Raw genomic sequence first — 25,402 nt, 5'->3', positions numbered from 1 at the left:
GGCGCTGGATGCGCAGCGCTTCCTCGAGCAGCAGAACGGCTGATATCGACCGCGAAGCCGCCCGGTTTGGCCGTTAGGGCAAATCCGGGCTATACTCGCAGGCTTGCTCGCTGGATGGACCGCATCTCCAAGACTCCGCTCGAAGGGATTTAGCGAAGCAATAGCGGTCATGTGGCTGTCAGCGGATCACGCTGGCGGCTGGTCGATTTCAGTCCTCAATCAAACGGAGCAGTGTCATGGCACGCGTCTGTCAAGTCACGGGCAAGAAGCCCATGGTCGGGAACAATGTTTCCCACGCCAACAACAAAACCAAGCGCCGGTTCCTGCCGAACCTGCAATACCGCCGCTTCTTCCTGGAAAGCGAAAACCGCTTCATCCGCCTGCGCATCTCCAATGCTGCCCTGCGTTTGATCGACAAGGTCGGCATCGAGCAAGTCGTCGCCGAACTGCGCGCCAAGGGCGAGCTGTAATCCACCCGTCCACGAATTAAGGAGCAATCACCATGGCATCCAAAGGCGGACGCGAAAAGATCAAGCTGGAATCCACCGCCGGCACCGGTCACTTCTACACCACCAACAAGAACAAGAAGACCACGCCCGAAAAGCTGGAATTCATGAAGTTCGACCCCAAGGCCCGCAAGCACGTCCTGTACAAGGAAATCAAGCTGAAGTAATTGAGGCCTGATTGGCTTGCGCCAAAACAAGAAACCCGCCCTGCTCCGCACGGCGGGTTTTTTGTTGACGCTCGCCCGCTGGGGCAGCGCCGAAATAACGCGTTACTTCCCCGCCACCTTCGCCGGGCCAAACTCGCTGAGGAACCACTTGTCGATCATGCGCTTATCGTAGCGCAGCGGATCGCCATCGGAGTAGCGGTTGATGCCCGTCAGGTAAGCGCCGTCCCACAGCCGCGCTTCGCCGCGCTTGAGCTCGGTGCCGTTCTGGCTCACCACGTAACGCAGCTGGATCATCGGGCTGTCGGCCATGTCGCGCAGGATGCGGATCATGTCGATGCCGTGGCGGCGTGGCTCGATGCGGCCCGCCAGGTCAACGTCGGTGATCTCGATCTTCAGGTCCTTGCCGGGCAGCATCTTCTCGCCCATCTTCTGGAAGTGCTGCTGCAGACCCTCGAGGTAGTCGTCCTGGCGCCGGAAGTTGGCGTCCTTGATGTCGGAAAACTGCTCGGGGTTGACGAAGCGCACCTCGACGGTAGCGCTGGCCCAGCCGCCAGCCAGCGAGAGCGCCAGCGCGATCATGGCTCGGGTGATCTTCATGGTGAACTCCTCGGAGGACTCCTTCTTGTCCAAGTCTAGGCGCCGCGGGCAAAAAAAGACGCCCCGCGGGGCGTCTTTTACTTGCGGCAACAGACCAGTCAGACCCGCGCGGCGCGCAGGCTCATCGAGAAACTGCGCAGCTCGGCAATGCCGCTTTCCTCGGCGCGGCGGCACCAGTCCTTCAGGTCAGCCACCAGCTGTTCGGCGGAGACGTTCGTGCGCGTCCACAGTTGGCGCAGCTCTTCGCGCATCGTGACCAGCTTGTCCAGCGCCGGGCTGGCGGCGCGGGCACCGGCCATGTGGTCGTGCAGGCTGGCGGGGATGTTCTCCTCGTCGCGGTGCAGCCAGCGCTTGGCGGCCTTGAACTGGGCCCACTTGGCGGCGTTCTGTTCCTTCTGGGCCTTCATCTTGGCCAGTTCGGCGGCGCAGGCGGCCTTCAGGCCACGGCCGTAGGCGGCCATCAGCTCGTAGCGGTTGGCGATGATGGCTTCCAGCGTTTCCTTGTCGGCCGCCAGCTTGACTTCACCCTGGACCAGCTTGGGCACCGTCTTGCGGACCTTGGCCCAGCCCAGCATCTCGAACAGGCGGATATAGCCCCAGCCGATGTCGAACTCGTACTTCTTGACCGAGAACTTGGCCGAGGTCGGGTAGGTGTGGTGGTTGTTGTGCAGCTCTTCGCCGCCGATCCAGAAGGCCCAGGGCGACACATTGCGCGAGGCGTCCGGCGCTTCGAAGTTGCGATAGCCCCAGTAGTGGCCGATGCCGTTGATCACGCCGGTCGCCCAGACCGGGATCCAGGCCATCTGGATCGCCCAGATGGTCAGGCCGATGGCACCGAACAGGGCCAGGTTGATGATCATCATGACGCCCACGCCCTGCCACGAGTAGCGGGTGTAGAGGTTGCGCTCGATCCAGTCGTCGGGCGTGCCGATGCCGAACTTCTTCAGCGTTTCGGGGTTGCCGGCCTCGGTGCGGTACAGCTCGACGCCGGTCAGCAGCAGGGCCTTCAGGCCGCGGGTCTGCGGGCTGTGCGGGTCTTCCTCGGTCTCGCACTTGGCGTGGTGCTTGCGGTGCACGGCCACGAATTCCTTCGTCACCATGCCGGTCGTCAGCCACAGCCAGAAGCGGAAGAAGTGCGAGGGGATCGGGCCGAGGTCCAGTGCACGGTGCGCCTGGGCACGGTGCAGGAAGATCGTCACGCCGAGGATGGTGAAGTGCGTCATGACCAAGGTGTAGGCCACGATCTGCCAGGCGCTGGCGTCGGTCAGGCCGGAGCCCAGCCACTGCACCACGGCATCACGAATGGTCGTCAAGAGGTCCATGAGGTCCTTTACCAAAGATTAGAAAAAAGCCCGCGGATTGTAGGCGATGCACCACGCAGGACACGGATAAAAGTCGCGTCCTGCAGGCCTTTCTTCGCCTTTTAAGCGGGGCCTAACGGCGTTCCCGGACGGCAGCGGCTGCGCAGCCGTGCCGCCTAGCTCTTCCGTTCCCAGACTGCGGCGTCTGCGCAGCAGTGCCGCCTAGCTTTTCCGTTCCCAGACTGCGGCGTCTGCGCAGCAGTGCCGCCTAGCTTTTCCGCTCCCAGATTGCGGCAAAAAAGCCGTCGGTCTTGTGGCGGTTGGGCCAGAGCCGCAGATAGCCGTTCTCGCACAGGCTGTCGGCCTCGGCCACCTGGGCCTTGGCCAGCAGTTCCTGCGCCGGCAGCTGCACGAAGTCCGGATGGGCGGCGCCGAAGGCCTGCGCCACCGCCTCGTTCTCGTCGTCGAGCAGGCTGCAGGTCGCGTAGACCAGCCGCCCGCCCGGCTTCACCAGCCGCGCCGCGCTGGCCAGGATCGCCCCCTGCTTCACCTGCAGTTCAGCAATAGCTTGGAGCGACTGGCGCCATTTCAAGTCCGGGTTGCGGCGCAGCGTGCCCAGGCCCGAGCACGGCGCATCGACCAGCACCCGGTCGATCTTGCCGGCCAGGCGCTTGATGCGCTCGTCCCGCTCATGGGCGATCTGGGCCGGATACACATTGGACAGGCCGCTGCGCGCCAGGCGCGGCTTCAGCGCGGCCAGGCGGTGGCCCGACACATCGAAGGCATAGAGGCGGCCGGTATTGCGCATCGCGGCGCCCAGCGCCAGCGTCTTGCCGCCGGCGCCGCAGCAGAAGTCGGCCACCATCTCGCCGCGCTTGGCATCGGTCAGCAGGGCCAGCAGCTGGCTGCCCTCGTCCTGCACCTCGACCGCGCCGCTGGTGAAGACCTCCGCCTTGTTCAGCGCCGGCTTGCCGGGCACGCGCAGGCCCAGCGGCGAGTACGGTGTCGGCTCGCAGTCGATGCTGGCCGCAGCCAGCGCCGCCTGGGCCTCCTCGCGCTTGGCCTTCAGCGTGTTGACGCGCAGGTCCAGCGGCGCCGGCTCGTTCATCGCCTCGGCCAGCGACCAGAACTCGGCCTCGCCCAGGCGCTGCTGCAGCTTGTCGGCCAGCCACTCGGGCAGGTTGTGGCGCTGCTTGGCCGGCAGGTGCTTCAGCTCGATCGCCTTGACCTGGTCCAGCCAGTGGCGCTCCTTCTCGTTCAGGGCGCCGCGCATGAAGGCGTCGTTGCCCTGCCAGCCCAGGATGGCCAGGCGGCGCTCGTGCGGGCCGCTGCCGGATTCGGCCAGGCTCTTCAGCAGCGTGCGCTGGCGCAGCACCGCATAGGTGGTTTCGGCCAGCGCATGGCGCTCGCGCTGGCCGAGGGCCTTGTTCTTGCGGAAGAAGGCGGAGACGACGCTGTCCGCCGGGGAATCCAGGACCAGTACTTCCTTGAGCAACTGGCTGGTCAGATCGAGAAGGGCATTCGGGTGCATGGCCCGGATTATCTCAGTGGGCCTTGGTTAGCATGGCGCGATGAGCGAACAAGCACTCCCTCCCCTGCCCGCCACGCCCACCGGCCGCTATCGCCACTACAAGGGCCGCGACTACGACGTGATCGGCGTGGCCCGCCACAGCGAGACCCACGAGCCGCTGGTGGTCTACCGGCCGCTGTACGGCGAAGGCGCGCTATGGGTGCGGCCGCACGCGATGTTCTTCGGAACGATGGAGGTCGACGGCCGCACGGTCGCCCGCTTCGCAAAGACGGACGACGCATGAAGCTGATCCGCTCGCTGCGCCACCGGCCCCGCCTGCTCGCCTCGGTCGCCCTCGCGCTGGTGCTGCCCTGGCTGCTGCCGGCCACGGTCCCCACACTGGCCCGCGGCCTGATCGGCTGGGATGCGGGCGTCTGGCTCTACCTCCTGCTGCTGCTGCGCATGATGGTCAAGGAGAACGGCGGCCACCACCTGCAGCTCACCGCGCGGGCTAATGCGGACAGCATGGTGGCGGTGCTCGTCGTCGCGACGCTGGGCGCCACCGCGAGCCTGGTGGCCGTGGCGCTGGAGCAGTCACAGGTCAAGCAGGGCCTGGGCGCGCTGCACGGCTGGCCCTACCTGCTGCTGGTGATCAGCACGGTGGCCGGCTCCTGGCTGCTGCTGCCGGTGGAGTTCGCGCTGGGCTATGCCAGCGTCTATCACGAGGACAGCGACGCGCCGCACGGCCTGGAGTTCCCGGGCCAGGACGAGCATCCGGACTACCTGGACTTCATCTACTTCGCGGTGACGCTGGCCGCCACCTCGCAGACCTCGGACGTGGCCGTCAGCTCACGCCCGATGCGTCGCCTCGTGCTGATCCATGCCGGCCTGTCCTTCGTCTTCAACACCTGCGTGCTGGCGCTGACGATCAATATCCTGGCGGGTCTGATCAGCTAGCGAAGAACGACTGCGGCTGGCCGGCCGTCTGGCGGACCACGCCGCCCTCGATGGCCAGCTGGCCATCGACGAACCAGCGCACCGCGCTCGGATACATCCGATGCTCCAGCTTCAGCACGCGCGCCGAGAGGCTGTCCTCGTCGTCGTCATGCAGCACCGGCACGACCGCCTGCGCAACGATGGCGCCATGGTCCAGCTCGGCGGTGACGAAGTGCACCGTCGCGCCGACGAACTTGCAGCCCATCTCCAGCGCGCGCTGGTGCGTGCGCAGGCCGGTGAAGGCTGGCAGCAGCGAGGGGTGGATGTTGAGCATGCGGCCGGCGTAGTGCTGCGTGAACCCAGGCGTCAGGATGCGCATGAAGCCGGCCAGCACGAGCAGGTCCGGGCTGTGGGCATCGATCGCCTTCATCAGTTCGGCATCGAAGGCCTCGCGGGCCTCGAACTGCTGGTGGTCCACGACGGCGGTGGCGATACCGTGTTCCTGCGCGAAGGTCAGTCCGGCGGCGGTGGGCTTGTTGGCAACAACCGCGGCGATGCGCGCATTCCAACCCTCTGCGGCACAGGCCTTCACGATGGCCTCCATATTGGAGCCTCGGCCGGAAATCAGGATCACGATCTGCTTCATCGGCCGGCAGTGTAACAATCGCCCTCCCCATGAAATCTCCATCCCGCGTCCTCTCCGGCATGCGCCCGACCGGCGCCCTGCACCTCGGCCACTATCACGGCGCCCTCAAGAACTGGGTGCGGCTGCAGGACAGCCACGACTGCTTCTTCTTCGTCGCCGACTGGCATGCGCTGACCACCGCGCGCGAGCACCGCGAAGGCCTGGAGCAGAACGTCTACGACATGGTCGTCGACTGGCTGGCCGCCGGCGTCGACCCGGAGAAGGCCACGCTCTTCATCCAGAGCCGCATGCCCGAGCACGCCGAGCTGTTCACGCTGCTGGCGATGAGCACGCCCACCGCCTGGCTGGAGCGCATCCCGAGCTACAAGGCCCACCTGGAAGAAGACCGCGAGCCGCCCAACTTCGGCTTCCTCGGCTACCCGCTGCTGCAGGCGGCAGACATCCTGATCTACAAGGCCGGCCTGGTGCCGGTCGGCGAGGACCAGGCCGCCCACGTCGAGTTCACCCGCGAGGTGGCGCGCCGCTTCAACCGCCTGCACAGCCCCGATGCGCCCATCCTGCCCGAGCCGCAGGAACTGCTGACCGAGACTGCCCGCCTGCCGGGCCTGGACGGCCGCAAGATGAGCAAGAGCTACGGCAACGCCATCGCCATGCGCGACGCGCCGGCCGTGGTGGAAGACAAGATCCGCACGATGCCCACCGACCCGCAGCGCGTGCGCCGCAGCGATGCGGGCGAGCCGGCGCGCTGCCCGGTGTGGCCGCTGCACGAGCTCTACACCGATGAAGTAACGCGTCACTCGCTCGCACAGGGCTGCCGCAGCGCGGGCATCGGCTGCCTGGACTGCAAGCAGCCGCTGATCGACGCGGTGCTGAAGGAACAGCAGCCCTGGCGCGAGCGCGCCGACCAGTACCTGGCCAACCCGAAGCAGGTGCACTGGATCGTCGAAGTGGGCACCGAGCGGGCGCGCGGCATCGCGCGCAAGACGCTGCGCGAGGTGCGCCACGCGATCGGGCTGGACTACTGAAGAAGAACGGGCGATGGCCGGCATCCACATCACCGACATCGAGAGCGCCATCAACTGGTGGCGCGCCCGCGACCCCTCGCCCGACGGCATCGTCCTCGGCCCCGAGACCCGCGCGCTGGCGACCGTCTACGCGCTGATGGTCTATTACCGCGAGACCGAGTGCGACGAGGACACCATGCCCGCCGCCGCCAGGGACGCCTGGCTCGCGTGGTACGCCACCACACCCGACGCCCCCTGCATCGCCATCTGCTCCACCAGCCAGGGCGACGAGCTCTGCAAGGGCTGCGGCCGCACCTTCGACGAGGTGCAGAACTGGCCCGTGATGACGCCGGCCGAGAAGCGCGTGACCTGGCACCGCATCTCGATGGAAGCGAGCGCCTGGCGCTTCAACCGCTACGCCGAGCGGGCCCGGGAACTGAAATCCGAAGAATGACCCCGAGTTTCCTGAGCAGCCTGCGGCGCATCCTGCCGCTGGCCTGGCCCGTCTTTGTCGGCCAGGTGGCCGTGATGGCCTTCGCCACCGTGGACACCTTCCTGCTGGCCCGCTATTCCTCGCTGGACCTGGCCGCGCTGGCCGTCGGCGCGGCCGTCTACGTCAGCGTGTTCGTCGGCCTGATGGGCATCGTGATGGCGGTGGCGCCGATCGCCGGCCAGCTCTTCGGCGCCGGCAAGCTGGAGGAAGCCGGCGACCAGTTGCACCAGGCGGCCTGGCTGGCGCTGGCGCTCTCGCTGCTGGGCGATGTCGTGCTGCTGTTTCCCGAGCCCTTCCTGTGGATCGCCCATGCCGGCCCCGAGGTGGAACTGCGCGTGCGGGCCTACCTGCGCGCGCTTGCGCTGGCCCTGCCGGCCGCCCTGCTCTTCATGGCCTACCGCGGCTTCAACCAGGCGGTGTCGCGGCCCAAGGCCGTCATGCTGCTGCAGCTGGGTGGCCTGCTGTTCAAGATCCCCCTGAGCGCCTGGCTGATCAACGGCGGCGCCGGCGTGCCGGAGCTGGGCTCGCTCGGCTGCGGGCTGGCCACGGCCATCGTCATGTGGGCGCAGGCGGCGATCGCGCTGCTCGTCCTCAAGCGTGGCGGCTTCTATACGCAGTTCGGCCTGCACGCCCGCGGCTGGCACCGCCCGCACTGGCCGGCGCTGCGGCACCAGCTGAAGCTCGGCATCCCGATGGGCGCGTCCATCATGATCGAGGTGACCGGCTTCACCTTCATGGCCATCTTCATCGCGCGCCTCGGGCCCACCATCGTGGCCGGCCACGAGCTGGCGGTGAACCTGGTGGCGATGATGTTCATGATGCCCTACGCGATCGGCAGCGCCACCGGCACGCTGGTGGCGCAGGCGGTGGGCGCGGGCGAGCCGCTGCAGGCACGGCGCACCGGCTGGCACGGCCTGCTCTTCGCGCTGGCGCTGTCCTGCGGCGTCGGCGCCGCGGCCTTCTTCGGGCGCGAGGCCGTGCTGCGGGTCTACACCGCGGACATGACGCTGGTGGCCGCCGCGCTGCCGCTGCTGCTGTGGGTATGGATCTTCCACATGGGCGATGCAGTGCAGACGGTGGCCGCCTACGTGCTGCGCGCCCATCACATCGCCACCGCGCCGATGGTGATCTACGCGCTGGCGATCTGGGGCGTGGGCATCGGTGGCGGCTATCACCTCGCGTTCGGCGAAGGCGCGCCGCCGATGCTGCGCGGCGCCCCGGGCTTCTGGGCCGCCGCCACGGCCGGCCTGGTGCTGGCGGCTCTCGGACTCAGCGCCTACCTCGGCTGGGTCCACAGGCAGGAAGCGGCGGACGCCGTCAGGCCATCGCCGGCACGCTGAACACGAACACGCTGCCGCCGCCCTCGCGCGACTCGCAGCGCACCTGCCCGCCGTGACGCTGCGCGATCTGCTTGACCAGCGACAGGCCCAGGCCCACGCCGCCGGCCTGCTCGGCATGGCCGGGCAGTCGGAAGAAGGCCTCGAAGATGCGCTCGCGCATGCCCTCCGGTACGCCGGGGCCGCGGTCGCAGACGCGGAACTCGGCCCGATCGCCCTCGCGCTTGACCTCCAGCCGCACCTCCGCGCCGCCGTAGCGGCGCGCGTTCTCCAGCAGGTTGCGCAGCGCGCGGCGCAGCAGGCGGTCCTCGCCGCTGACCTTCAGCGTGGCCAGGCCGTCTGCGGGCTCGAAAGCGGCATCGACTCGGGAAGCCTCCTCGGCGCCCAGCCCCACCAGGTCCACGGCCTCCTTGCTGCTCGCCCCCGGATTGCCTGCTTCGAGCCGGCTGGCCAGCAGCACTTCCTCCACCAGGGCGTCGAGCTCGGCGATATTGGTGTTGATCTCGGCGCCCAGCCGCGCGCGCGCGGCCGGCGAGGCGTCATCCATCATCGCGAAGGCCATCTTGAGCCGGGCCAGCGGCGAACGCAGTTCATGGCTGGCGTTGGCCAGCAGCGTGCGGTTGGAGCGCAGCAGTGCCTCGATCTGGTCGGCCGCGCGGTTGAAGCTCACCGCCAGCGCCGCCACCTCGTCGTTGCCATGGTCGTCCACCCGGTGCGCCAACTGGCCGGAACCGAACTGCTCGACGCCGCGCTTGAGTGATTCCAGCCGGCGCGTCAGCCGGCGCACCACGGGATAGGCGCCCAGCGCCACACCCAGGAACAGCAGCACGAGCACGACCGCCAGAGCCTCGCCGCCGGTGCGGTGCGAGATCAGCGCAAAGGGCCAGGGCGATTCCTCCCGGGCGCCCTGCGGACGGTGCATGCCGGGCTTGAACGGCACCCGGGTCAGCTGCGCGTCCGATGCAGCCAGCGGCATCATCGGCCCGCTGGCCGCAGGCATGTTGTTCCAGCCCTGCGGCCGCGGCGTGCGGATCACCGTCAGCTTGCGGCCGTCCTCGAAAGTGACCTGCACCGCCCGCGCGCCCGGCTCCTCCTCGCGCTTCTCGAACAGCTCGTTGGCGGCGATGCGCTTGTCATGGTCGTCATAGAGGGCCAGGGCCATGCGCAGGCGCTGGCCCCATTCCAGCAGCACCTCGGCCTGCTGCTCGCGCGGCGCAGTTTCCGGCGGCAGCACGCGGTAGACCAGTTGGGCGATGGCCGTCAGCCGCTCGGTGGCCGCGGCGTCGTAGTTGCCGCGCTCCTGCTCCATCTGGCGCTGGAACAGCCAGCCGGAACCGAAGGCGAAGGCCAGCAGCAGGACCACCAGCGTCAGATAGATACGTAGATAGAGCGACTTCATGATCCGCGCATCTTGGCACGCCGGTCAGCGCGCACTCAGCCGGTGGAACCCTGGAGATAAGCCGTTATTTCGACGGCATCAGGACTCGGCGTCCTGCTTCTTGGCGAACACGTAGCCCACGCCACGCACCGTCAGCACGCGCCGCGGGGTCTTCGGGTCGTCCTCGATGACTGAGCGGATGCGCGAGATGTGCACGTCGATCGAGCGGTCGAAGGCGTCCAGCGGATGGCCCTTCAGCGCGTCCATGATCTGGTCGCGCGAGAGCACGCGGCCGGGGCTCTGCGCCAGCACCACCAGCAGGTCGAACTGGTGGCTGGTCAGGTCGCAGGGCTTGCCATCCAGGCGCGCCATGCGGGCCGCCAGGTCGATCTCCAGGCGGCCGAAGCGCAGCACGTCGTCGCCGGCGGCCTGGGGCTCCAGGCGGCGCAGCAGGGCCTTGATGCGGGCCTGCAGCTCGCGCGGCTCGAAGGGCTTGGCCAGGTAGTCGTCGGCACCCAGTTCCAGGCCGAGGATGCGGTCCATCGGCTCGCCGCGGGCCGACAGCATCAGCACCGGCATGCGGCGCATCTGGGTATCGCTGCGCAGTTCGCGGCAGAAGTCCAGGCCGTCGCCATCGGGCAGCATCAGGTCGAGCACCAGCAGGTCGGGCACGTCGGCGGCCAGGGCCTCGCGAGCGGCGGCCAGCGAGCCGGCGATGCGGATCTCGAAGCCGGCCGCGCTCAGGTAGTCGCTCAGCATGGCCGTGAGGCGGGCGTCGTCGTCGATCAGCAGCAGTCTTGCGCTCATGGCAGCAGTTGCCGCAGCGCGTGCCGAAGCAGGCGAGCGGTCGGAGTCATAGTAGGTTTGGAGCATAAACGAGCCCTCGGTCACTGAAGACAAAGGCCGCCCGGGTCGCGGGCGGCCACCGTTCGTCTCGGGGTCAGTTGGCAGCCGGCTTGGCCTGGCGGTGCTTCATGTGCTCGGCCATGCGGGCCTCGCGCTTGGCCATCTTGGTGGCCAGCGTGGCGCGCTGGGCCGGGGTCAGCACATTCGCGGCGGCGATCATGGCCTGGCTCATGCGCTTGCTGATCTGCTCGTGCAGGCCCTGTTCCTTGACGCGCTGGGCCTCGATCGCATTGGCGTCGATGCTGGCGGCGGTGTAGAGGGCCATGGTCTGCTTGTGCAGTTCGCGCAGGGCCTCGAAGCTGGGCTTCAGGTCGGCATGGGCCGCCTGCATGATGGTCTTGACCTGGGCGTGCTGCTGGTCGGTCGCGTCAACCGCATCGAGCATGTGCTCGACGTGGGCGCCGGGCATCGGCATGCCGGGGCCATGGTGCATGCCCGGAGCTTCGGCATGGGCGGCCAGGCCCGTCAGGACCAGCAGCGAGGCCGCGGCGCCAGCCTTCAGAACGCGAATCGCAGAGAACTTGAACATCGAGAGTCTCCATCGGAGGGAATCGGGAGACTCCAATGTCGCGGCCGCGGGTTAGCCGGCGATGCCGAAGCGGTAAAGATCTGTGAATGCCAACTCTAACTTTTGATACCTGTCAAGCAACTTTACTGAGACCGGGCGGCAGCCGCGCGGTCGAAGGACCACAGCGCGTTCGTCAGGAAATTCCAGCCCAGCACCACCAGCGTTGCCAGCACCTGCGCCAGCACGACCGCCAGGCCGAGCCGCTGGCCCAGCTCGACCAGCGCCATGTTCAGCAGGCAGCCGCTGGCGGCCACCGCCATGAAGCGCCACAAGGCTCCGGCATGGCCGCCCTCGAGGCGGAAGGTGAAGCGCGCATTGGCGGCATAGCTCACGAAGGCGCCGACGCCGTAGCCGATACCCGAGGCCCAGGCCGCGCGCAGCCCGGCGCCCCAGTGCAGCAGGGACGCCAGCAGGTACTGCAAGGCCGTGACGCCGGCACCGACGAGCAGGAAGCGCGCGAGCTTGCCGGTCGTCAGGTGGCGGTGCCGCGGCATTGCCGCCGTCACTTGATCGGCTTGAAGCGCATGCGCTTCGGGCGCGCGCCTTCCTCGCCCAGGCGCTTCTTCTTGTCGGCTTCGTACTCATGGAAGTTGCCGTCGAAGAAGAACCACTGCGAATCGCCTTCGCAGGCGAGGATGTGGGTGCAGATGCGATCCAGGAACCAGCGGTCGTGGCTGATCACCATGGCCGAGCCGGCGAACTCCAGCAGCGCCTCTTCCAGCGCGCGCAGGGTTTCCACGTCGAGGTCGTTGGACGGTTCGTCCAGCATCAGCACGTTGCCGCCCTGGGCCAGGGTCTTGGCCAGGTGCAGGCGGCCGCGTTCACCACCGGAGAGCTGGCCGACCATCTTCTGCTGGTCGTTGCCCTTGAAGTTGAAGCGGCCGAGATAGGCGCGGCTGGGCATCACGAACTTGCCGACGATGATGTTGTCCAGGCCGCCGGAGACGTCCTGCCACACCGTCTTGTCGGCCTCCAGGCTCTGGCGGCTCTGGTCGACGAAGGCCATCTTGGCCGTCTTGCCGATCTTCACCGTGCCACTGTCCGGCTGCTCCACGCCCTGCAGCATGCGGAACAGCGTGGACTTGCCCGCGCCGTTGGGGCCGATGATGCCGACGATGGCGCCGGCCGGCACCTTGAAGCTCAGGTTGTCGATCAGCATGCGGTCGCCGAAGCTCTTGCTGACGCCCTCGAACTCGATCACCTCATTGCCCAGGCGCTCGGCCACGGGGATGAAGATCTCATTGGTGACGTTGCGCTGCTGGTATTCGACGTCGCTCAGTTCCTCGAAGCGGGCCAGGCGCGCCTTGCTCTTGGCCTGGCGGCCCTTGGCGTTGGAGCGCACCCACTTCAGTTCTTCCTTCATCGCCTTCATGCGGGCGTCTTCGGATTTCTGCTCGGTCTCCAGGCGGCGCTCCTTCTGGTCCAGCCATTCGGAGTAGTTGCCCTTCCAGGGAATGCCGTGGCCGCGGTCCAGTTCGAGGATCCACTCGGCGGCGTTGTCGAGGAAGTAGCGATCGTGGGTGATGGCCACCACGGTGCCGGGGAAGCGCTGCAGGAACTGCTCCAGCCACTCGACCGATTCAGCGTCCAAGTGGTTGGTGGGTTCGTCGAGCAGCAGCATGTCGGGCTTGGACAGCAGCAGGCGGCACAGCGCCACGCGGCGCTTCTCGCCGCCGGACAGCACGCCGATCTGGGCATCCCACGGCGGCAGGTTCAGTGCGTCGGCGGCCAGCTCCAGCTGCAGGTCGGTGTTCTCGGAACCGGCGGCGGCGATGATCGCCTCCAGTTCGCCCTGCTCGGCGGCCAGCTTGTCGAAGTCGGCATCGGGCTCGGCGTATTCGGCATAGACCTCGTCCAGGCGCTTCTTGGCGGCCAGCACGCCGCCGATGCCCTCTTCCACCGCCTCGCGCACGGTCTGGTCGGCGTTCAGGCGCGGCTCCTGCTCCAGATAGCCGATCTTGATGCCGGGCATCGGGATCGCCTCGCCTTCGTACTCCTTGTCCACGCCGGCCATGATCTTCAGGATCGTGGACTTGCCGGAGCCGTTGACGCCCAGCACGCCGATCTTGGCGCCGGGGAAGAAGGAGAGCGAGATGTCCTTGAGGATGTGCCGCTTGGGGGGAACCGTCTTGTTGACCCGGTTCATCGAGAAAACGTATTGCGCCATGGTCGCTGGGTTCCTGTCTTTTCTGGGGTTTGATGCTGTGCGCCGGAAACCGAAGCCGGCGACAAACGTGTGATTCTATGATTTACGCATGTCAGAGCTGCCCTACCTCCCGCCCAACCTCGCCGAGCGCTTCAACTCGGTCGTGCCCGACCTCGGCAGCGACCCGGCCTGGGACCGCGGCGACCTGGCCGCCCTGCTGGCCCTGACGCGCGGCGACGACGGTGCCTTCTACAGCCAGGCGCCCGACACCAACCTCAACGGCGCGCTGTTCGGCGGCCAGTTGGTCGGCCAGGCGGTGGCCGCCGCCGCGCAGGCGGGCCGCTCGACGGCGCCGCCCCACTGCGTGCAGATCAACTTCCTGACCGCCGGCCAGCCGAACGAACCGATGCGTTACGAGACCCGCCAGCTGATGCGCGGGCTCAACTTCAGCGTCCAGCAGGTCCTGGGCATGCAGGGCGAGCGCATCGTGGTGAGCGCCAATGTGTCCTTCCACCGCGGTGAGGCGGGGCCTGCGCACAGCCAGCCGCAGCCCGTCGACGCACCGGACCCGGAGAGCCTGCCGACGCTGCGCCAGCTGATCGTCGATGGATCGGAACTGCTGCCCGCCATCCCGGCGCGGGTGAAGGCCCGCATGGGCGACTCACGCATCCTGGACCTGCGGCCGCTCGACGGCCGCCGCTTCCTGTTCGAGCGCACCCCGGGGCAGGCCTCGTTCCGCTACTGGATCCGGGTGCGGCAGCCGCTGGCCGAGCAGCCGGCGTGGATGCGGCAGGCAGCGCTGGGCTACCTGTCGGACTACTGGTTCCCGCTGACCGGCCTGGCCCCGCTGACCGACAGCAAGCTGGGCACCGGGCTGTACATCGCCAGCCTGAACCACAGCGTGTGGTTCCACCGGCCGGTCGATCCGAACGAATGGCTGTTCGTCGACGCACAGAGCCCGGCCACGGCCCACGGCCGCAGCCTGGCCACCGCCACCGTCTACGCGCGCAGCGGCGAGGTCGTCGCCAGCTTCGCGCAGGAAAGCCTGTATCGGGGCTGGACGCCCTCCAGCGAGGGCGAGTTCATGGCGCCCGGATTGGGCTGAACGGACGAAGCCGCTCAGGCCGTCAGGCTCAGCGAGGCGGTGGCCGTCACCGTGCTGGCGCTGCCCTGGCCCATCACGCTGAGGTAGTCCTGCGCGATGCGCTGGAGCATCTGCTGCAGGCGGGTGCTGCTGCTGGTGCCATCGTCCGACGACGAGGAGGATGACGACGACGACGATGAGGACGAGGACGACGACTCGGTGGGCGGCGGCGGCGGCGGGCCCATGTCCTGGCCCGACGACTGCATCTTCGACGCCATCGCCTCCTTCATCTTGCTGTCGAAGTCGGACAGCTCGCTGCTGCTCAGCGAGCCGTCGCCATCGGTATCGATCGCGCTGAACAGCTGCTTGACGTCGCTGTCGGCCGAGTCCAGGCCGAACTCGCTGGCCGAGACGGACCCGTCGCCATCGGTGTCGAGCTGCTTCAGCGGATTGCCGCCACCGCCATGGTGGCCCGCGGCGAACTGCGAGGTGGAGCGGTCCACCCGGAAGCTGCCGGGCGAACTCGGCGCGCTGCTGCCGGTCGTGGATGTGGCGACCTGGCTGTCGCCACCGGTGCTGGAGGCGGCGGCCTGGGCATACGAGCCGCCAGCCTGCTGCCGCCGGGCCAGGGCGGCCATCAGCGCGTCGAGCGAACTGCTGGAGGAGGTGCTTGAACTGACGTTCATCGCGGGTCCTTTCGGAGGAGGGTTGCACGTGCGGGACGCACGCTCCGGCAGCATCTCAAGCGGCCGTCAAGCAGTCATAACGTCCTGGTTAAGCTGACTGACACATGCGCAACGTCAGCGCTGCCACGAGTCGTCGAACAGGTAGCCCACGCCGCGCACGGTGCGGATGAAGCGGGGGTCGCGGGCATCGTCGTCGAGCTTGCTGCGCAGCCGCGAGACGAGAAGGTCGACGCTGCGCTCCAGCGCTTCGCCGCCATCGCGCGCCAGCTCCAGCAGTTCCTGGCGCCGCAGGACGCTGCGGGGCCGCTCAAGGAAGGCGCGCAGCACCCGGTACTCCGCCGGCGACAGCGGCGCGCCGAAGCCGCCGGGCCCTTCGAGCCGGCGCGTGGCCGGATCCAGCCGCCAGCGGCCGAAGCTCAGCGCATCGGCGCGCGCCTCGGGCCTGCGAGACAGCAGCCCGTGCATGCGCAGCTTCAGCTCGCGCACGTCGACCGGCTTGGCGATCACCGCATCGGCGCCGGATTCCAGCGCCAGCACGCGGTCGAGGCTCTCGTCGCCCGCCAGCATGGCGATCACCGGCAGGCGCGGCTGCTGCCAGCGCAGCAGGCGCAGCGCCCCGAAGCCGGCACCGGACGGATCGATCAGCAGCATTTCGGCACGCGCGAGCAGGCGCCGGTTCTCCAGCGCCTGCAGGTCGCCCAGCGTCACCAGGTGGCCCCAGCGCGTCAAGGCGGCAGCCAGGATGCGGCAGGCGGCCGGGTCGGGCTCGATCAAAAGCAGCTGGGTCGGACCCAGGTCAACGGCGGTCATCTCGCGCTTCCACAACAAGGATGCAGCGAGCGTAGGAGCGGGCCGGCACGGGCCATGCCGCGATCAACGCCACCCGGCCCGCCCTATTTACCGACGCTTAACCGAGAGGACACAGCCGCGTGGACAGCCGCAACAAGCCCCCACCTTTTACATAACTTTGAGCGCCCGAATCCAAACCTCACGATAGGCACCCTAGAGTTCCAGGTCAGCCAGCGGTCAGGGATACCCAATGAAACAAATGATCTGTGTGAAGTGGGGCCAGAAGTACGGCCCCGAGTATGTGAACCGCCTGTACGCGATGGCTCGCCGGCACACGACGGGCCCGCTGCGCTTCGTCTGCCTGACGGACGACGCCAACGGCCTGCGCCCGGAAGTGGACGCCTTCCCGCTGCCCGACCTCGGCTGCGAGCACCCGCAGCGCTCGATGGGCAAGTGGCGCAAGCTGGTGCTCTGGGGCGGCAACATCCCCGAGCTGACCGGCCTGCACGGGGCGGTGCTGTTCGTGGACCTGGACACGGTGATCGTCGACAACATCGACGGCTACTTCACCCACGGCGACCCGGAGCAGGTCTACCTCGCCCGCAACTGGTCCAAGCCCCTGCACCGGCTGGGGCAGACCTCGGTGTTCCGCTACCCGGTGGGCCGCAACCCGCAGATCCTGGAGAACTTCCGCCGCGACCCGCAGGGCATCGCCGACCGGTTGCGCTTCGAGCAGCACTACATCACCGAGTCGGTACCCGGCGGCATCGAGTTCTGGCCCGAGGACTGGACGCGCCATTTCCGCCTGCACTGCCTGCCGCCGTTCCCGCTGCGCTACTTCATGCCGGCGCACCTGCCGGCGAAGGCGCGCATCGTCACCTTCGCCGGCGGGCCCAACCCGAGCGACGTGCAGCTGGGCCGCTGGGAGGACGACCAGCCCGAATTCCCGAGCCGGCTGGAGCACCTGCGCGGCACCTTCAAGGCGCAGCGCCCGCTGCGCCACCTGCGGCGCTTCGTCGTGCCGGTCGATTGGATCGACCGGCACTGGCGCGAGTGAACGCGCGTCCCGTCAGAAATCCCCGCTGATGGTCGCGCTCTTGGCGGCGGCGCTCATCGGGAAGCTCGGCGTGCTCAGCGCGAACTTCGCGTAGACCTCGTCTTCGCCGATGCTGTCCTCGTCCAGCACGGCCTTGTTGACGGTGCCGCTGAAGACGTAGGTGCCGTCCTTGGTGATGGTCTTCGTGTTGTAGCTGAACAGCAGGTCGTCCCCGCCGTTGAAGCCGCTGTCCTCGCCGTAGACGCGGCAGGCCAGGCGCGGCGTCAGGCCCAGCACCTTGATCATGTTCTCCTCCACGGTGTTGAAGTTCACCGTGACGGTGGCGGTCACCTTGCGCTGGTTGGTGTTGGAGGCGAGTTGGACGACCAGCTTGGGATTGGACATAGTAGGCATGTTGACTCTCCTGGAATTGACGTGGGTGGTGGTTGTGAAGGACAGGAGCCGCTTCGTTCTCTCCGCTTGACTCCTGCCTGTACGGACGCAGGACCGCGCCCGCAGGGCTCACGCGCCGTCCGTCGAGGAGTGGATGAATGAGCGAGATCACGGTGCTGCTGCAGCAGAGCCGCCAGGGCGACACCGCCGCCGGCGAGCGCCTCTATGCCCTGCTCTATGACGAACTGCGCCGCCTCGCCCGCGTGCATCTGCACCGCGCCGGCCAGCGCACGCTGGAGCCGGCGGCGCTGATCCACGAGGCCTGGCTGCGTGGCGAAGGCAGCGGCTCCACGGCGGTGAACCGCCAGCAGTTCTTCGCCTATGCGAGCGCGGTGATGCGCAGCGTCATCGTCGACCACGTGCGCGCCAGCGCGGCCGCCAAGCGCGGCGGCGGCCACGGCGAACTGACCCTGTCCACCGGTGCGCTGGAGGCGGTGCCCGACCCGGCCGGCGAGGGCCTGGACGCCCAGGCGATCGAGGACGCGCTGCAGGCGCTGGGCCGCGTCGATGCGCGGGCGCTGAAGGTGGTCGAGATGCGCTACTTCGGCGGCCTCACGCTGGAGGAGATCGCCGAGGCCACCGAGCTCTCGGTGCCCACGCTCAAGCGCGACTGGCAGCGCGCGCGGGCGTTCCTGTTCGAGCAGCTGGGGGCATAGCCCCTCATGGACACCGGCGCCTGGCGCCAGGCGATGGCGCTGTTCGACGAGTGGCTGGAGGCCGGTGCGGAGGATCGCCCGGCCCTGGAGCAGCGTGGCGGCGCCGCGCTGCGCAAGCTGATCGACGCCGACCGCGCCGCTCAGACCGAAGGCTTTCTCGAGCGCGAGCCCTCCCCCGCCGGCCGGCGGCTGGGCCCCTGGCTGCTGCACGAGCCCCTCGGCCAGGGCGGCATGGGCCAGGTCTGGCGCGCCACCCGCGAGGACGGCCTCTACCGCGGCCAGGCCGCCGTCAAGCTGTTGCTGCCCGGCACCCGGCCCGGCAGCGCCGCCCGCTTCGCGCGCGAGGGAGAACTGCTGGCCCGCATGCAGCACCCCAACATCGCGCAACTGCTCGACGCCGGCCTGGCGCCCGACGGCCGCCGCTACCTGGTGCTGGAGCTGATCCGCGACGGCGAACGGATCGACCGCTGGTGCGATGCGCGGCGACTGTCCGTGGAGGCCCGCGTGGCCCTGTTCGGCCAGGTCTGCGAGGCGGTCGGCTATGCCCATGCCCACTTGGTGGTCCATCGCGACCTCAAGCCCGGCAACATCCTCGTCACCGCCGACGGCCGGGTGAAGCTGCTGGATTTCGGGGTCGCCAAGCTGCTGGAGGACGAGGATCCGGCCGGCGCCGAGCTGAGCCGCGAGGCCGGCGCCGGCCTCACGCCCGAATACGCCGCGCCCGAGCAGGTGCAGGGCCAGCCGGTAACCACCGCCACCGACGTCTACGCCCTGGGCGTGCTGCTGTTCCAGTTGCTCGCCGGTGCGCGACCGCATGCGGAAACCGGGGCCAACGCCGCCGCCCTGGCCCGCGCGATCGCCGAGGCCGAGCCGCGCCGCATGGGCGAGGTGGCCACGGACGAGGCCGCCGTGCTGCGCGGCCTGCCCGACGCCGCGTCGCTGGCGTCAAGGCTGGCCGGCGACCTGGAAACCATCGCCGCCAAGGCCCTGCGCAAGGCGCCCGAGGCCCGCTACGCCACCGTCCCGGCGCTGGCCGACGACCTCGCCCGCCACCTGCGCGACGAACCGGTGCTGGCCCGCCCCGACGGCTGGCGCTACCGCAGCGCCAAGTTCCTGCGCCGCCACAAGCTGCAGGTGGCGGCACTGGCCGCCGTGTTCCTGAGCCTGGTCGGCGGCATCGCGGCCACCGGCTGGAGCCTGCACGTCGCCCGCCAGGAGACCCAGCGCACCCGCGCCGTCATCGGCACGCTGACCCGCATCTTCAGCGACCTGACCCCGGACCAGAGCGGGCAGGCGCAGGTCAGCGTCGTCGAGCTGCTGCGCAAGGGCTGGCGCCAGGCCGACGAGGAACTGGCCGGCGACCCGGTGCTGCGCGCCGAGCTGGCCCGTCCGCTGGGCCTGATGCTCAAGGCCTCCGGCGAGATGGGCCTGGCCGAGCGCGCGCTGGACCTGGCGCATGCGCAGATGCGGGCCGACGGCCGCGAGGCCACGCCGCAGTTCCTGCAGGCCACGCTGGAGCTGGGCTACGTCAAGCAGCGCCTGGGCCGCGACGACGAGGCCGCCGCGCTGTACCGCGAGGTGCTGCAGGCCGCCGGCGCCACGCAGCCGCCGGAAGCGCTGCAGGCCCGCACCCTGCTGGGCACGCTGGCGCGCACCCGGGGCCGGCTCGACGAGGCGCGCAGCCTGCTCGAAGCGGCCGCCGCCGCCGCGCTGAGGACCCAGGGCGAGTCCAGCGCCAGCCATGTGCTCGCGCTGCAGGAGCTGGCCGACGTGGCGCGCGAGCAGGGCCGCTGGGACGAGACCCGCGGCCTGCTGGATCACGTCGCCCGCCTGCTCGATGCCGCGCCCCGCGTCACGCCCGCCGAGCGCCTTGCCGCGCGCCTCAACGGCGCCGCGCTGGACGTCGAGCTGGGGCGTTATGCCGAGGCCGCCGGGCGGCTGGAGCCGCTGCTGGCGCAGGCGCGCGCGCTCTACGGGCCAACCGACACCTACACGCTCTATACCGCCGCCTGGCTGGCCAGCGCGCAGTTCCGGCTCGGCCGCTTCGAGGCCGCCGACGCGGCGCTGGGCCCCGCCCTGGCGGCGGCGCGTGATTCCGCCGAGCCCGACGTCGCCCACGAACTGCAACTGGTGAACGCCCGCCACCTGGCCCACCGCGGCCGCTGCGGCGAGGCCCTGCCGCAGGCCCGCGCCAGCCTGGCCTACTTCGACGACGGGACCGATGCCCACCAGCCCTATGCCCAGCGGGCGCGGCTGCTGGTCGGCGAATGCCAGCTGCGCCAGGGCGGCACGGCCGATGGCCTGGCCACGGTCACGCAGGCGCTGCAAGGGCTGCAGCGCCACTACCAGGGCAGGCCGCACCTGGACCTCTGGCCCGCCCATCTGCTGCGCGCACTGGCGCTGGCCGGCAGCGACCCCGACGGCGCCCGCCGCGAGGCCGCGCAGGCCGAAGCCATCGCCGACGCCCTGCTGCCGCCCGGCCATCCGGACCGCGAACGCGCCCGCGCTGCCGGCGCCCAGCTGCGCCGGCGCCTGGCGCCCTCGGCCGAGACGACAGCCGCCCTGGCCGCTGCGCTAACGCGTTATGCCAGCGCACAGGCGCCGCGAGCCGATCTGCCGCCGCTTTCCGTCTTTGTCGATACCGATCCGCCATTCGCCCTGCTCAACGACTGAACCAAGAAGGAGACCTGCCATGCGCCGCGTACTGCCCCTTACCCTGCTCCTGCTGCTGTGCGCCGCCGCCAACGCGGCCGAGGTCAAGCCTGCCAGCAGCGCCGCCAAGCCCGTCGCCAAGGCGTCCACGCCGACGACCGGCGGCGCCGATTGCGCCAAGGATTCGCCCACCACCACCCCTGCCAACAGCGGCATGGGCGCGGCACAAGGCCAGGGCGCTTCGGTAAAACTGCCGCCCAAGCCGCATTGCCCCGGTGACCTTGCGGGCAAGGTGGCCAAGCCCTGACCCTATAATCAAGCTCACGCCGCGCCTCTCAGTCTTGCGCGGCGTTGCTTTTTCAGCTCAAGCACGTTCCTAGGCGCACCGAAGACTGGCGTTCCCGCAACGGGGCGCGGCCGCGCCAACAGGGCACCGTGCGCAAAACATCCCCAATGAGTTTTGATTCCCTGGGCCTCGCAGCCCCGCTGCTGAAGGCCATCGCCGACGCCGGCTACTCCACTCCCACCCCCATTCAAGCGCAAGCCATCCCCGCCGTCCTCCAGGGCGGCGACCTGATGGCCGGCGCGCAGACCGGCACCGGCAAGACCGCCGGCTTCACGCTGCCGATGCTGCACCGCCTGCAGGCCGGCGCCCCGCTGAAGGACAAGCGCGGCCGCAACGCCATCCGCGCCCTCGTGCTGACGCCCACCCGCGAACTCGCCGCCCAGGTGGAAGAGTCCGTGCAGACCTACGGCAAGTACCTGCCGCTGAAGAGCATGGTGATGTTCGGCGGCGTCGGCATGCAGCCGCAGATCAACCGCCTGCGCGACGGCGTGGACATCCTCGTCGCCACGCCCGGCCGCCTGCTGGACCACGCCCAGCAAGGCACGCTGGACCTGAGCCAGGTGCAGATCCTGGTGCTGGACGAAGCCGACCGCATGCTGGACATGGGCTTCATCCACGACATCAAGAAGGTGCTGGCCCTGCTGCCGGCCAAGAAGCAGAGCCTGCTGTTCTCGGCCACCTTCAGCGACGACATCAAGGCCCTGGCCGACCGCCTGCTGAACCAGCCCGCGCTGATCGAGGTGGCCCGCCGCAACCAGACCAACGACGCGATCGCGCAGAAGGTCCACCCGGTCGGCCGCGAGCGCAAGAAGGAACTGCTGGCCCACCTGATCAAGCAGGGCGACTGGCACCAGGTGCTGGTCTTCACCCGCATGAAGCACGGCGCCAACCGCCTGACCGACTACCTGAACGACCAGGGCATCAGCGCCATGGCCATCCACGGCAACAAGAGCCAGGGTGCGCGCACCAAGGCCCTGGCCGAGTTCAAGTCCGGCGAGCTGACCTGCCTGGTGGCGACCGACATCGCCGCCCGCGGCATCGACATCGACCAGTTGCCCCACGTCGTCAACTTCGAGCTGCCCAACGTGCCGGAGGACTACGTCCACCGCATCGGCCGCACCGGCCGCGCCGGCGCGCAAGGCGAGGCAGTGAGCCTGGTCTGCGTGGACGAGAACGGCTTCCTGAAGGAAATCGAGAAGCTGATCAAGCGCGAGATCCCGAAGGAGAACGTGCCCGGCTTCGAGCCGCCGGCCGGCGAGAAGCCCGAGCCGATCGTGCTGGGCCGCATGGTGCTCAACGGCAATGGCAGCCGTACGGCCAACCGCGGCGGTGGCGGCGGCCGGCCCGGTGGCGGCGGTGGTCGCCCGGGTGGCGGCGGCGGCGGCGGTGGCCGTCCCGGCAACAACGCGCCCCGCGGCGGTGGTGGCAACAACAGCCACGCCCCGCGCGAAGGCGGCCAGGCGCGCCATGCGGCGCCGCATGGCCAGCGGCCGGCCGGCGGCGGCGGCAACAACGGTGGCGGCAATCGCTCCGGTGGCGGCGGCAACGGTGGCCGTCCCCAGGGCGCCCGGCTGACTTCGCCCAAACGCTGAGATTCAGCGGATAGCCCGAGACAAAGCCCGGCATTGCCGGGCTTTGTTGTATTCAAGCCTTGACGATACGCGCGCGGATCCAGGTAGCGAAGGCCTCCTCTTCCATCTCCCCGGCGGCCACAGCCAACATCGTCAACACGCAGTCGGCATCCGAAGCATCCAGCGCCAAGTCGTTGAGGACCAGGAAAAGTTCGGCGGCCACGAAGGCCGTGCGCTTGTTGCCATCGACAAAGGGGTGATTGCGGGCGATGCCGAAACCCAGGCTTGCCGCCAGATCTGCGGCGTCCGGCGTGCCATAGCTTGCACGCTGTCGTGGCCTCGCCAGTGCAGATTCCAGCAAGGTCAGATCGCGAGTACCCGAGGGGCCGCCGTGCTCGGCGAGTTGCTCGTCGTGGACTGCTACCAGCACCGCCTGATCAACCCAGATCCAGCCCTTGTTGGCGGCGCTCATTTGGCGAGTTCACGCAGCACGTGACGCCTGCGCTTCATGATCTCGCGGGCTGCGTCCATCTGGGCTTCAAACTCGGAGCTGTAGGGCGTCAGGGCAATGCCGTTGGGCATTTCGGTCCAGTAGACCGTATCCCCCTTCTCCAGCTTCAGCTTCGCCAGCACATCCTTGGGCAGGATGACGCCGACGGAATTGCCGATCTGCGTGAGCTTCAATGCGGACATGATGGGACCCCAGGGCGTTATAACAATTGTTATATTGTGCGCCTGACGGTCCCGCCTGCCAAGGCTCTCAAGCAGCAGCAGCGCGGCGGCGCCGCTTCGCCAGGCCAGCCACGACGCCGGCACCGGACAGCATCAGCAGCCAGGCACTGGGCTCCGGGACCGGGGTGGCTACAAGCGCCTGCTGGTTGCCATCGGCATCGGTGTAGAGCCCGACCACGAGCCCGGCATCGTTGATGCCCTCCGCGGCAGTGGCGCCGCCGACGCCGGCGATGTAGAACGTGGCGTAGTCTCCCATCGAGCCGACGAAGGCGATCTGCTGGGCGCCCTCATACGGATTGGAGTCGGCAAGACGCACGTCGAGGAAACCCGCCAGGGTTCCACTCGCATTCATGCCGCGGAAGGCGGTACCGCGGAAGGTCGTCCCGTCGCCGAGCATGTAGTCCGCTCGCTCGCCCGAGGCGACGTCATAAATGACGCCTTCGCGCCTGTTCTCCCACACCTCCGACCCGTATTGCACGAACTCGCTGCCGATCGCCTTGCCGCCCGAAGTGACCCCATGCAGAAGCACCCACTCCCCCGCCAGCGTGGCGAAGGTCTGCGTGCCTCGGTCGAACACGAAACCGTACAGGCCATCGCCCGACGCCGTGGTGTAGTAGCCCGAGACGTAGCGACCATCCGGCGAGATGCCGCGGACCTGCGTATCGCTGGCAGTCGGCACCTGGACGCTCTCGTAGCTGCCGCCGGCATAGATGAAGCCGGTCGATGGCCCTTGCCCGCTGGACGGGTCTTCAAGCCTCGTCGTGTAGTAGTTGCCGACGACGACGCCGGTATCACTGATGCCCATGGCATAGGAGCCCAATGCCCCGGCGGGACCGGTGAGGCTCGTGTAGACGCCGTCCTGCAGCACGAATCCCTGATGGTCGAACAACGGCGCATCGGCCGGCTGCCAGTCGCCAACGATCACACCCTGCCTGTTGACACCCCAGGCCGCAGACGACACGGCGTTGGGCACTTCCAGCAACGTCGCCGAGTACGACACCGCCGCCTGCGCCCCCATCGCGCCAGCGCCCATGGCCGCAGCCAGCGCGACAGTCCTCCAGTTGCTCGTCATTCGTCCCTCTCCCTTTACATGACCGACACTTCGTTTCTGGCGCGCGAGGATAGCCATCGGCCCGCGCGGGTCCGGGCTCACCCCCCGCAAATCGGGGGCCAAGCAAGGGATACTCCCAGGCCCCGGTGCGCATCGTGCACCGGGGGCTGTCAACACCTGACCCCACCATGAAACAACCCGTCTGGATCGCCGGCGCCAGCGGCCTTGTCGGCCGCGAACTGCTGAAGCTGCTGCTCGACCGCGAGGTCGATGTGCACGCGCTGCTGCGCCGCGCGGTGCCCGACCTGCCACGCAACGAGCACCTGCATCAGCACACGGTCGATTTCGCCCATCTGGACGCCAGCCGGCTGCCCGCCCCGCAGGCGGTCTACATCGCGCTGGGGACGACGATCGCCGTGGCCGGTTCGCAGGAGGCCTTCAAGGCGGTCGATCTCGATGCGGTCGTCAACACAGCCAAGGCCGCCCGTGAGGCCGGCGCCCGGCGTTGCGCGGTCGTCTCGGCGCTGGGCGCCAGCGCCGGCTCGTCGGTGTTCTACAACCGCGTCAAGGGCGAGATGGAGCAGGCGCTGCAGAAGATCGGCTTCGAGCATCTGGTGATCGCGCGCCCCTCGCTGCTGATCGGGGAACGCGCGGCGCTGGGTCAGCCGGTGCGCCGCGGCGAGGTGTGGGGCGAGCGCCTGACGCGGCCGCTGCGCGCGCTGATCCCCGCTCGCCTGCGTCCGATCGAGGCCACCCGCGTGGCACGCGCCATGGACGGTGCGCTGCTGCAGGACGAGGGCCCGGCGGTCCAGGTGCTCGAGTCCGACGCCCTGCAGCGCCTGGGCCGATGA

29 protein-coding genes are annotated in these 25,402 nt (G+C 68.9%); 14 read left to right on the top strand and 15 right to left on the bottom strand.

Translation table 11 applies throughout. The features are described 5' to 3' along the window. The first annotated feature begins 236 nt into the window (after positions 1 to 236). Both rpmB and rpmG read left to right on the top strand, forming a co-directional pair. The gene (rpmB, locus tag B0W88_RS14985; RefSeq protein ID WP_077035452.1) at positions 237 to 470 is read left to right on the top strand and encodes a 50S ribosomal protein L28; all 234 of its coding nucleotides are present in this window, start codon (positions 237 to 239) and stop codon (positions 468 to 470) included. Positions 471 to 502: 32 nt separating this feature from the next. Beyond that, the gene (rpmG, locus tag B0W88_RS14980; protein ID WP_025564431.1) at positions 503 to 673 is read left to right on the top strand and encodes a 50S ribosomal protein L33; all 171 of its coding nucleotides are present in this window, start codon (positions 503 to 505) and stop codon (positions 671 to 673) included. Between the two features lie 102 nt (positions 674 to 775). Here the strand turns inward: rpmG and B0W88_RS14975 are convergent, their stop codons facing one another. From B0W88_RS14975 to B0W88_RS14965, 3 genes are all read right to left on the bottom strand, one after another. Beyond that, complete coding sequence (locus B0W88_RS14975; protein WP_077035453.1) at positions 776 to 1,270, bottom strand: DUF3016 domain-containing protein; 495 nt, start codon at positions 1,268 to 1,270, stop codon at positions 776 to 778. 98 nt (positions 1,271 to 1,368) lie between these two features. Beyond that, a complete protein-coding gene (locus B0W88_RS14970; RefSeq protein WP_077035451.1) occupies positions 1,369 to 2,592 on the bottom strand; it encodes a fatty acid desaturase in 1,224 nt (407 codons plus the stop codon). Positions 2,593 to 2,839: 247 nt separating this feature from the next. After that, entirely contained in the window at positions 2,840 to 4,102 is a 1,263-nt protein-coding gene (locus B0W88_RS14965) for an RsmB/NOP family class I SAM-dependent RNA methyltransferase (protein WP_077035450.1), read from the bottom strand. A 40-nt stretch (positions 4,103 to 4,142) separates the two neighbouring features. Here B0W88_RS14965 and B0W88_RS14960 point away from each other — a divergent pair, with 40 nt between their 5' ends. Then, positions 4,143 to 4,385, top strand: coding sequence for a DUF1653 domain-containing protein (locus tag B0W88_RS14960; RefSeq protein WP_077035449.1), 243 nt, complete (start codon positions 4,143 to 4,145; stop codon positions 4,383 to 4,385). Next, positions 4,382 to 5,038: a DUF1345 domain-containing protein gene (locus B0W88_RS14955; RefSeq protein ID WP_077035448.1), complete on the top strand. Its 657-nt coding sequence runs from the start codon at positions 4,382 to 4,384 to the stop codon at positions 5,036 to 5,038. The genes B0W88_RS14960 and B0W88_RS14955 overlap by 4 nt, the downstream gene beginning before the upstream one ends. Here B0W88_RS14955 and purN read toward each other — a convergent pair. Next, complete coding sequence (purN, locus tag B0W88_RS14950; protein WP_077035447.1) at positions 5,031 to 5,663, bottom strand: phosphoribosylglycinamide formyltransferase; 633 nt, start codon at positions 5,661 to 5,663, stop codon at positions 5,031 to 5,033. The two genes, B0W88_RS14955 and purN, sit on opposite strands and share 8 nt — an antisense overlap. 29 nt (positions 5,664 to 5,692) lie before the next feature. Here purN and trpS point away from each other — a divergent pair, with 29 nt between their 5' ends. The 3 genes from trpS to B0W88_RS14935 are packed head-to-tail and all read left to right on the top strand — an operon-like array spanning position 5,693 to position 8,500. Continuing rightward, positions 5,693 to 6,688 carry a tryptophan--tRNA ligase gene (trpS, locus tag B0W88_RS14945; RefSeq protein ID WP_077035446.1) on the top strand — a complete coding sequence of 332 codons (996 nt, stop codon included), beginning with the start codon at positions 5,693 to 5,695 and terminating at the stop codon, positions 6,686 to 6,688. Positions 6,689 to 6,701: 13 nt separating this feature from the next. Then, positions 6,702 to 7,121, top strand: a complete 420-nt coding sequence (locus B0W88_RS14940; RefSeq protein ID WP_077035445.1) for a DUF3717 domain-containing protein — start codon at positions 6,702 to 6,704, stop codon at positions 7,119 to 7,121. Further along, complete coding sequence (locus tag B0W88_RS14935) at positions 7,118 to 8,500, top strand: MATE family efflux transporter (protein ID WP_077035444.1); 1,383 nt, start codon at positions 7,118 to 7,120, stop codon at positions 8,498 to 8,500. The genes B0W88_RS14940 and B0W88_RS14935 overlap by 4 nt, the downstream gene beginning before the upstream one ends. Here the strand turns inward: B0W88_RS14935 and B0W88_RS14930 are convergent. The 5 genes from B0W88_RS14930 to ettA form a co-directional block, all read right to left on the bottom strand. Beyond that, a complete protein-coding gene (locus B0W88_RS14930) occupies positions 8,478 to 9,896 on the bottom strand; it encodes a HAMP domain-containing sensor histidine kinase (RefSeq protein WP_077035443.1) in 1,419 nt (472 codons plus the stop codon). The genes B0W88_RS14935 and B0W88_RS14930 overlap by 23 nt on opposite strands. Positions 9,897 to 9,974: 78 nt before the next feature. Beyond that, complete coding sequence (locus tag B0W88_RS14925) at positions 9,975 to 10,682, bottom strand: response regulator (RefSeq protein WP_077035442.1); 708 nt, start codon at positions 10,680 to 10,682, stop codon at positions 9,975 to 9,977. 133 nt (positions 10,683 to 10,815) lie between these two features. Further along, positions 10,816 to 11,310 carry a Spy/CpxP family protein refolding chaperone gene (locus tag B0W88_RS14920; protein ID WP_077035441.1) on the bottom strand — a complete coding sequence of 165 codons (495 nt, stop codon included), beginning with the start codon at positions 11,308 to 11,310 and terminating at the stop codon, positions 10,816 to 10,818. Between the two features lie 122 nt (positions 11,311 to 11,432). After that, positions 11,433 to 11,843, bottom strand: a complete 411-nt coding sequence (locus B0W88_RS14915) for a GtrA family protein (protein WP_077035440.1) — start codon at positions 11,841 to 11,843, stop codon at positions 11,433 to 11,435. A gap of 8 nt (positions 11,844 to 11,851) precedes the next feature. Next, positions 11,852 to 13,516: an energy-dependent translational throttle protein EttA gene (gene ettA, locus B0W88_RS14910; protein WP_077035439.1), complete on the bottom strand. Its 1,665-nt coding sequence runs from the start codon at positions 13,514 to 13,516 to the stop codon at positions 11,852 to 11,854. Positions 13,517 to 13,604: 88 nt separating this feature from the next. On the opposite strand from ettA, the gene B0W88_RS14905 reads away from it, so the two are divergent. Continuing rightward, positions 13,605 to 14,600, top strand: a complete 996-nt coding sequence (locus B0W88_RS14905; RefSeq protein ID WP_077035438.1) for an acyl-CoA thioesterase II — start codon at positions 13,605 to 13,607, stop codon at positions 14,598 to 14,600. 14 nt (positions 14,601 to 14,614) lie between these two features. Here B0W88_RS14905 and B0W88_RS14900 read toward each other — a convergent pair whose 3' ends face one another. Then, positions 14,615 to 15,265 carry an EF-hand domain-containing protein gene (locus tag B0W88_RS14900; RefSeq protein WP_077035437.1) on the bottom strand — a complete coding sequence of 217 codons (651 nt, stop codon included), beginning with the start codon at positions 15,263 to 15,265 and terminating at the stop codon, positions 14,615 to 14,617. 114 nt (positions 15,266 to 15,379) lie between these two features. Further along, positions 15,380 to 16,075: a winged helix-turn-helix domain-containing protein gene (locus tag B0W88_RS14895; RefSeq protein ID WP_077035436.1), complete on the bottom strand. Its 696-nt coding sequence runs from the start codon at positions 16,073 to 16,075 to the stop codon at positions 15,380 to 15,382. 229 nt (positions 16,076 to 16,304) lie between these two features. On the opposite strand from B0W88_RS14895, the gene B0W88_RS14890 reads away from it, so the two are divergent. Next, positions 16,305 to 17,111, top strand: coding sequence for a glycosyl transferase (locus B0W88_RS14890; protein WP_077035435.1), 807 nt, complete (start codon positions 16,305 to 16,307; stop codon positions 17,109 to 17,111). A 12-nt stretch (positions 17,112 to 17,123) separates the two neighbouring features. On the opposite strand, the gene B0W88_RS14885 is transcribed toward B0W88_RS14890, so the two are convergent. Beyond that, positions 17,124 to 17,504 (bottom strand): hypothetical protein, encoded by a 381-nt coding sequence (locus B0W88_RS14885; RefSeq protein ID WP_144006777.1) that lies wholly within the window; start codon positions 17,502 to 17,504, stop codon positions 17,124 to 17,126. A gap of 137 nt (positions 17,505 to 17,641) precedes the next feature. Between B0W88_RS14885 and B0W88_RS14880 the strand changes: the two genes are divergently transcribed. The 4 genes from B0W88_RS14880 (at position 17,642) to B0W88_RS14865 (ending at position 22,789) form a co-directional block, all read left to right on the top strand. Then, positions 17,642 to 18,199 carry an ECF-type sigma factor gene (locus B0W88_RS14880; protein ID WP_077035433.1) on the top strand — a complete coding sequence of 186 codons (558 nt, stop codon included), beginning with the start codon at positions 17,642 to 17,644 and terminating at the stop codon, positions 18,197 to 18,199. A 6-nt stretch (positions 18,200 to 18,205) separates the two neighbouring features. After that, on the top strand, positions 18,206 to 20,872 hold the full coding sequence (locus B0W88_RS14875) for a serine/threonine-protein kinase (protein ID WP_077035432.1): 2,667 nt from the start codon (positions 18,206 to 18,208) through the stop codon (positions 20,870 to 20,872). Positions 20,873 to 20,891: 19 nt separating this feature from the next. Beyond that, positions 20,892 to 21,158, top strand: coding sequence for a hypothetical protein (locus B0W88_RS14870; RefSeq protein WP_077035431.1), 267 nt, complete (start codon positions 20,892 to 20,894; stop codon positions 21,156 to 21,158). 146 nt (positions 21,159 to 21,304) lie between these two features. Beyond that, complete coding sequence (locus B0W88_RS14865; RefSeq protein WP_077035430.1) at positions 21,305 to 22,789, top strand: DEAD/DEAH box helicase; 1,485 nt, start codon at positions 21,305 to 21,307, stop codon at positions 22,787 to 22,789. Between the two features lie 52 nt (positions 22,790 to 22,841). Here the strand turns inward: B0W88_RS14865 and B0W88_RS14860 are convergent, their stop codons facing one another. From B0W88_RS14860 to B0W88_RS14850, 3 genes are all read right to left on the bottom strand, one after another. Further along, positions 22,842 to 23,240, bottom strand: coding sequence for a type II toxin-antitoxin system death-on-curing family toxin (locus B0W88_RS14860; protein ID WP_077035429.1), 399 nt, complete (start codon positions 23,238 to 23,240; stop codon positions 22,842 to 22,844). Beyond that, positions 23,237 to 23,461: an AbrB/MazE/SpoVT family DNA-binding domain-containing protein gene (locus B0W88_RS14855; RefSeq protein ID WP_077035428.1), complete on the bottom strand. Its 225-nt coding sequence runs from the start codon at positions 23,459 to 23,461 to the stop codon at positions 23,237 to 23,239. The genes B0W88_RS14860 and B0W88_RS14855 overlap by 4 nt, the downstream gene beginning before the upstream one ends. A gap of 67 nt (positions 23,462 to 23,528) precedes the next feature. Beyond that, on the bottom strand, positions 23,529 to 24,572 hold the full coding sequence (locus B0W88_RS14850; protein ID WP_077035427.1) for a PEP-CTERM sorting domain-containing protein: 1,044 nt from the start codon (positions 24,570 to 24,572) through the stop codon (positions 23,529 to 23,531). 167 nt (positions 24,573 to 24,739) lie between these two features. Between B0W88_RS14850 and B0W88_RS14845 the strand changes: the two genes are divergently transcribed. After that, positions 24,740 to 25,402: an NAD(P)H-binding protein gene (locus B0W88_RS14845; RefSeq protein WP_077035426.1), complete on the top strand. Its 663-nt coding sequence runs from the start codon at positions 24,740 to 24,742 to the stop codon at positions 25,400 to 25,402.

The organism is Pelomonas sp. KK5 (assembly GCF_001984095.1).
GTDB lineage: Bacteria > Pseudomonadota > Gammaproteobacteria > Burkholderiales > Burkholderiaceae_C > KK5.
This window is presented reverse-complemented; position numbering and strand designations above follow the sequence as displayed.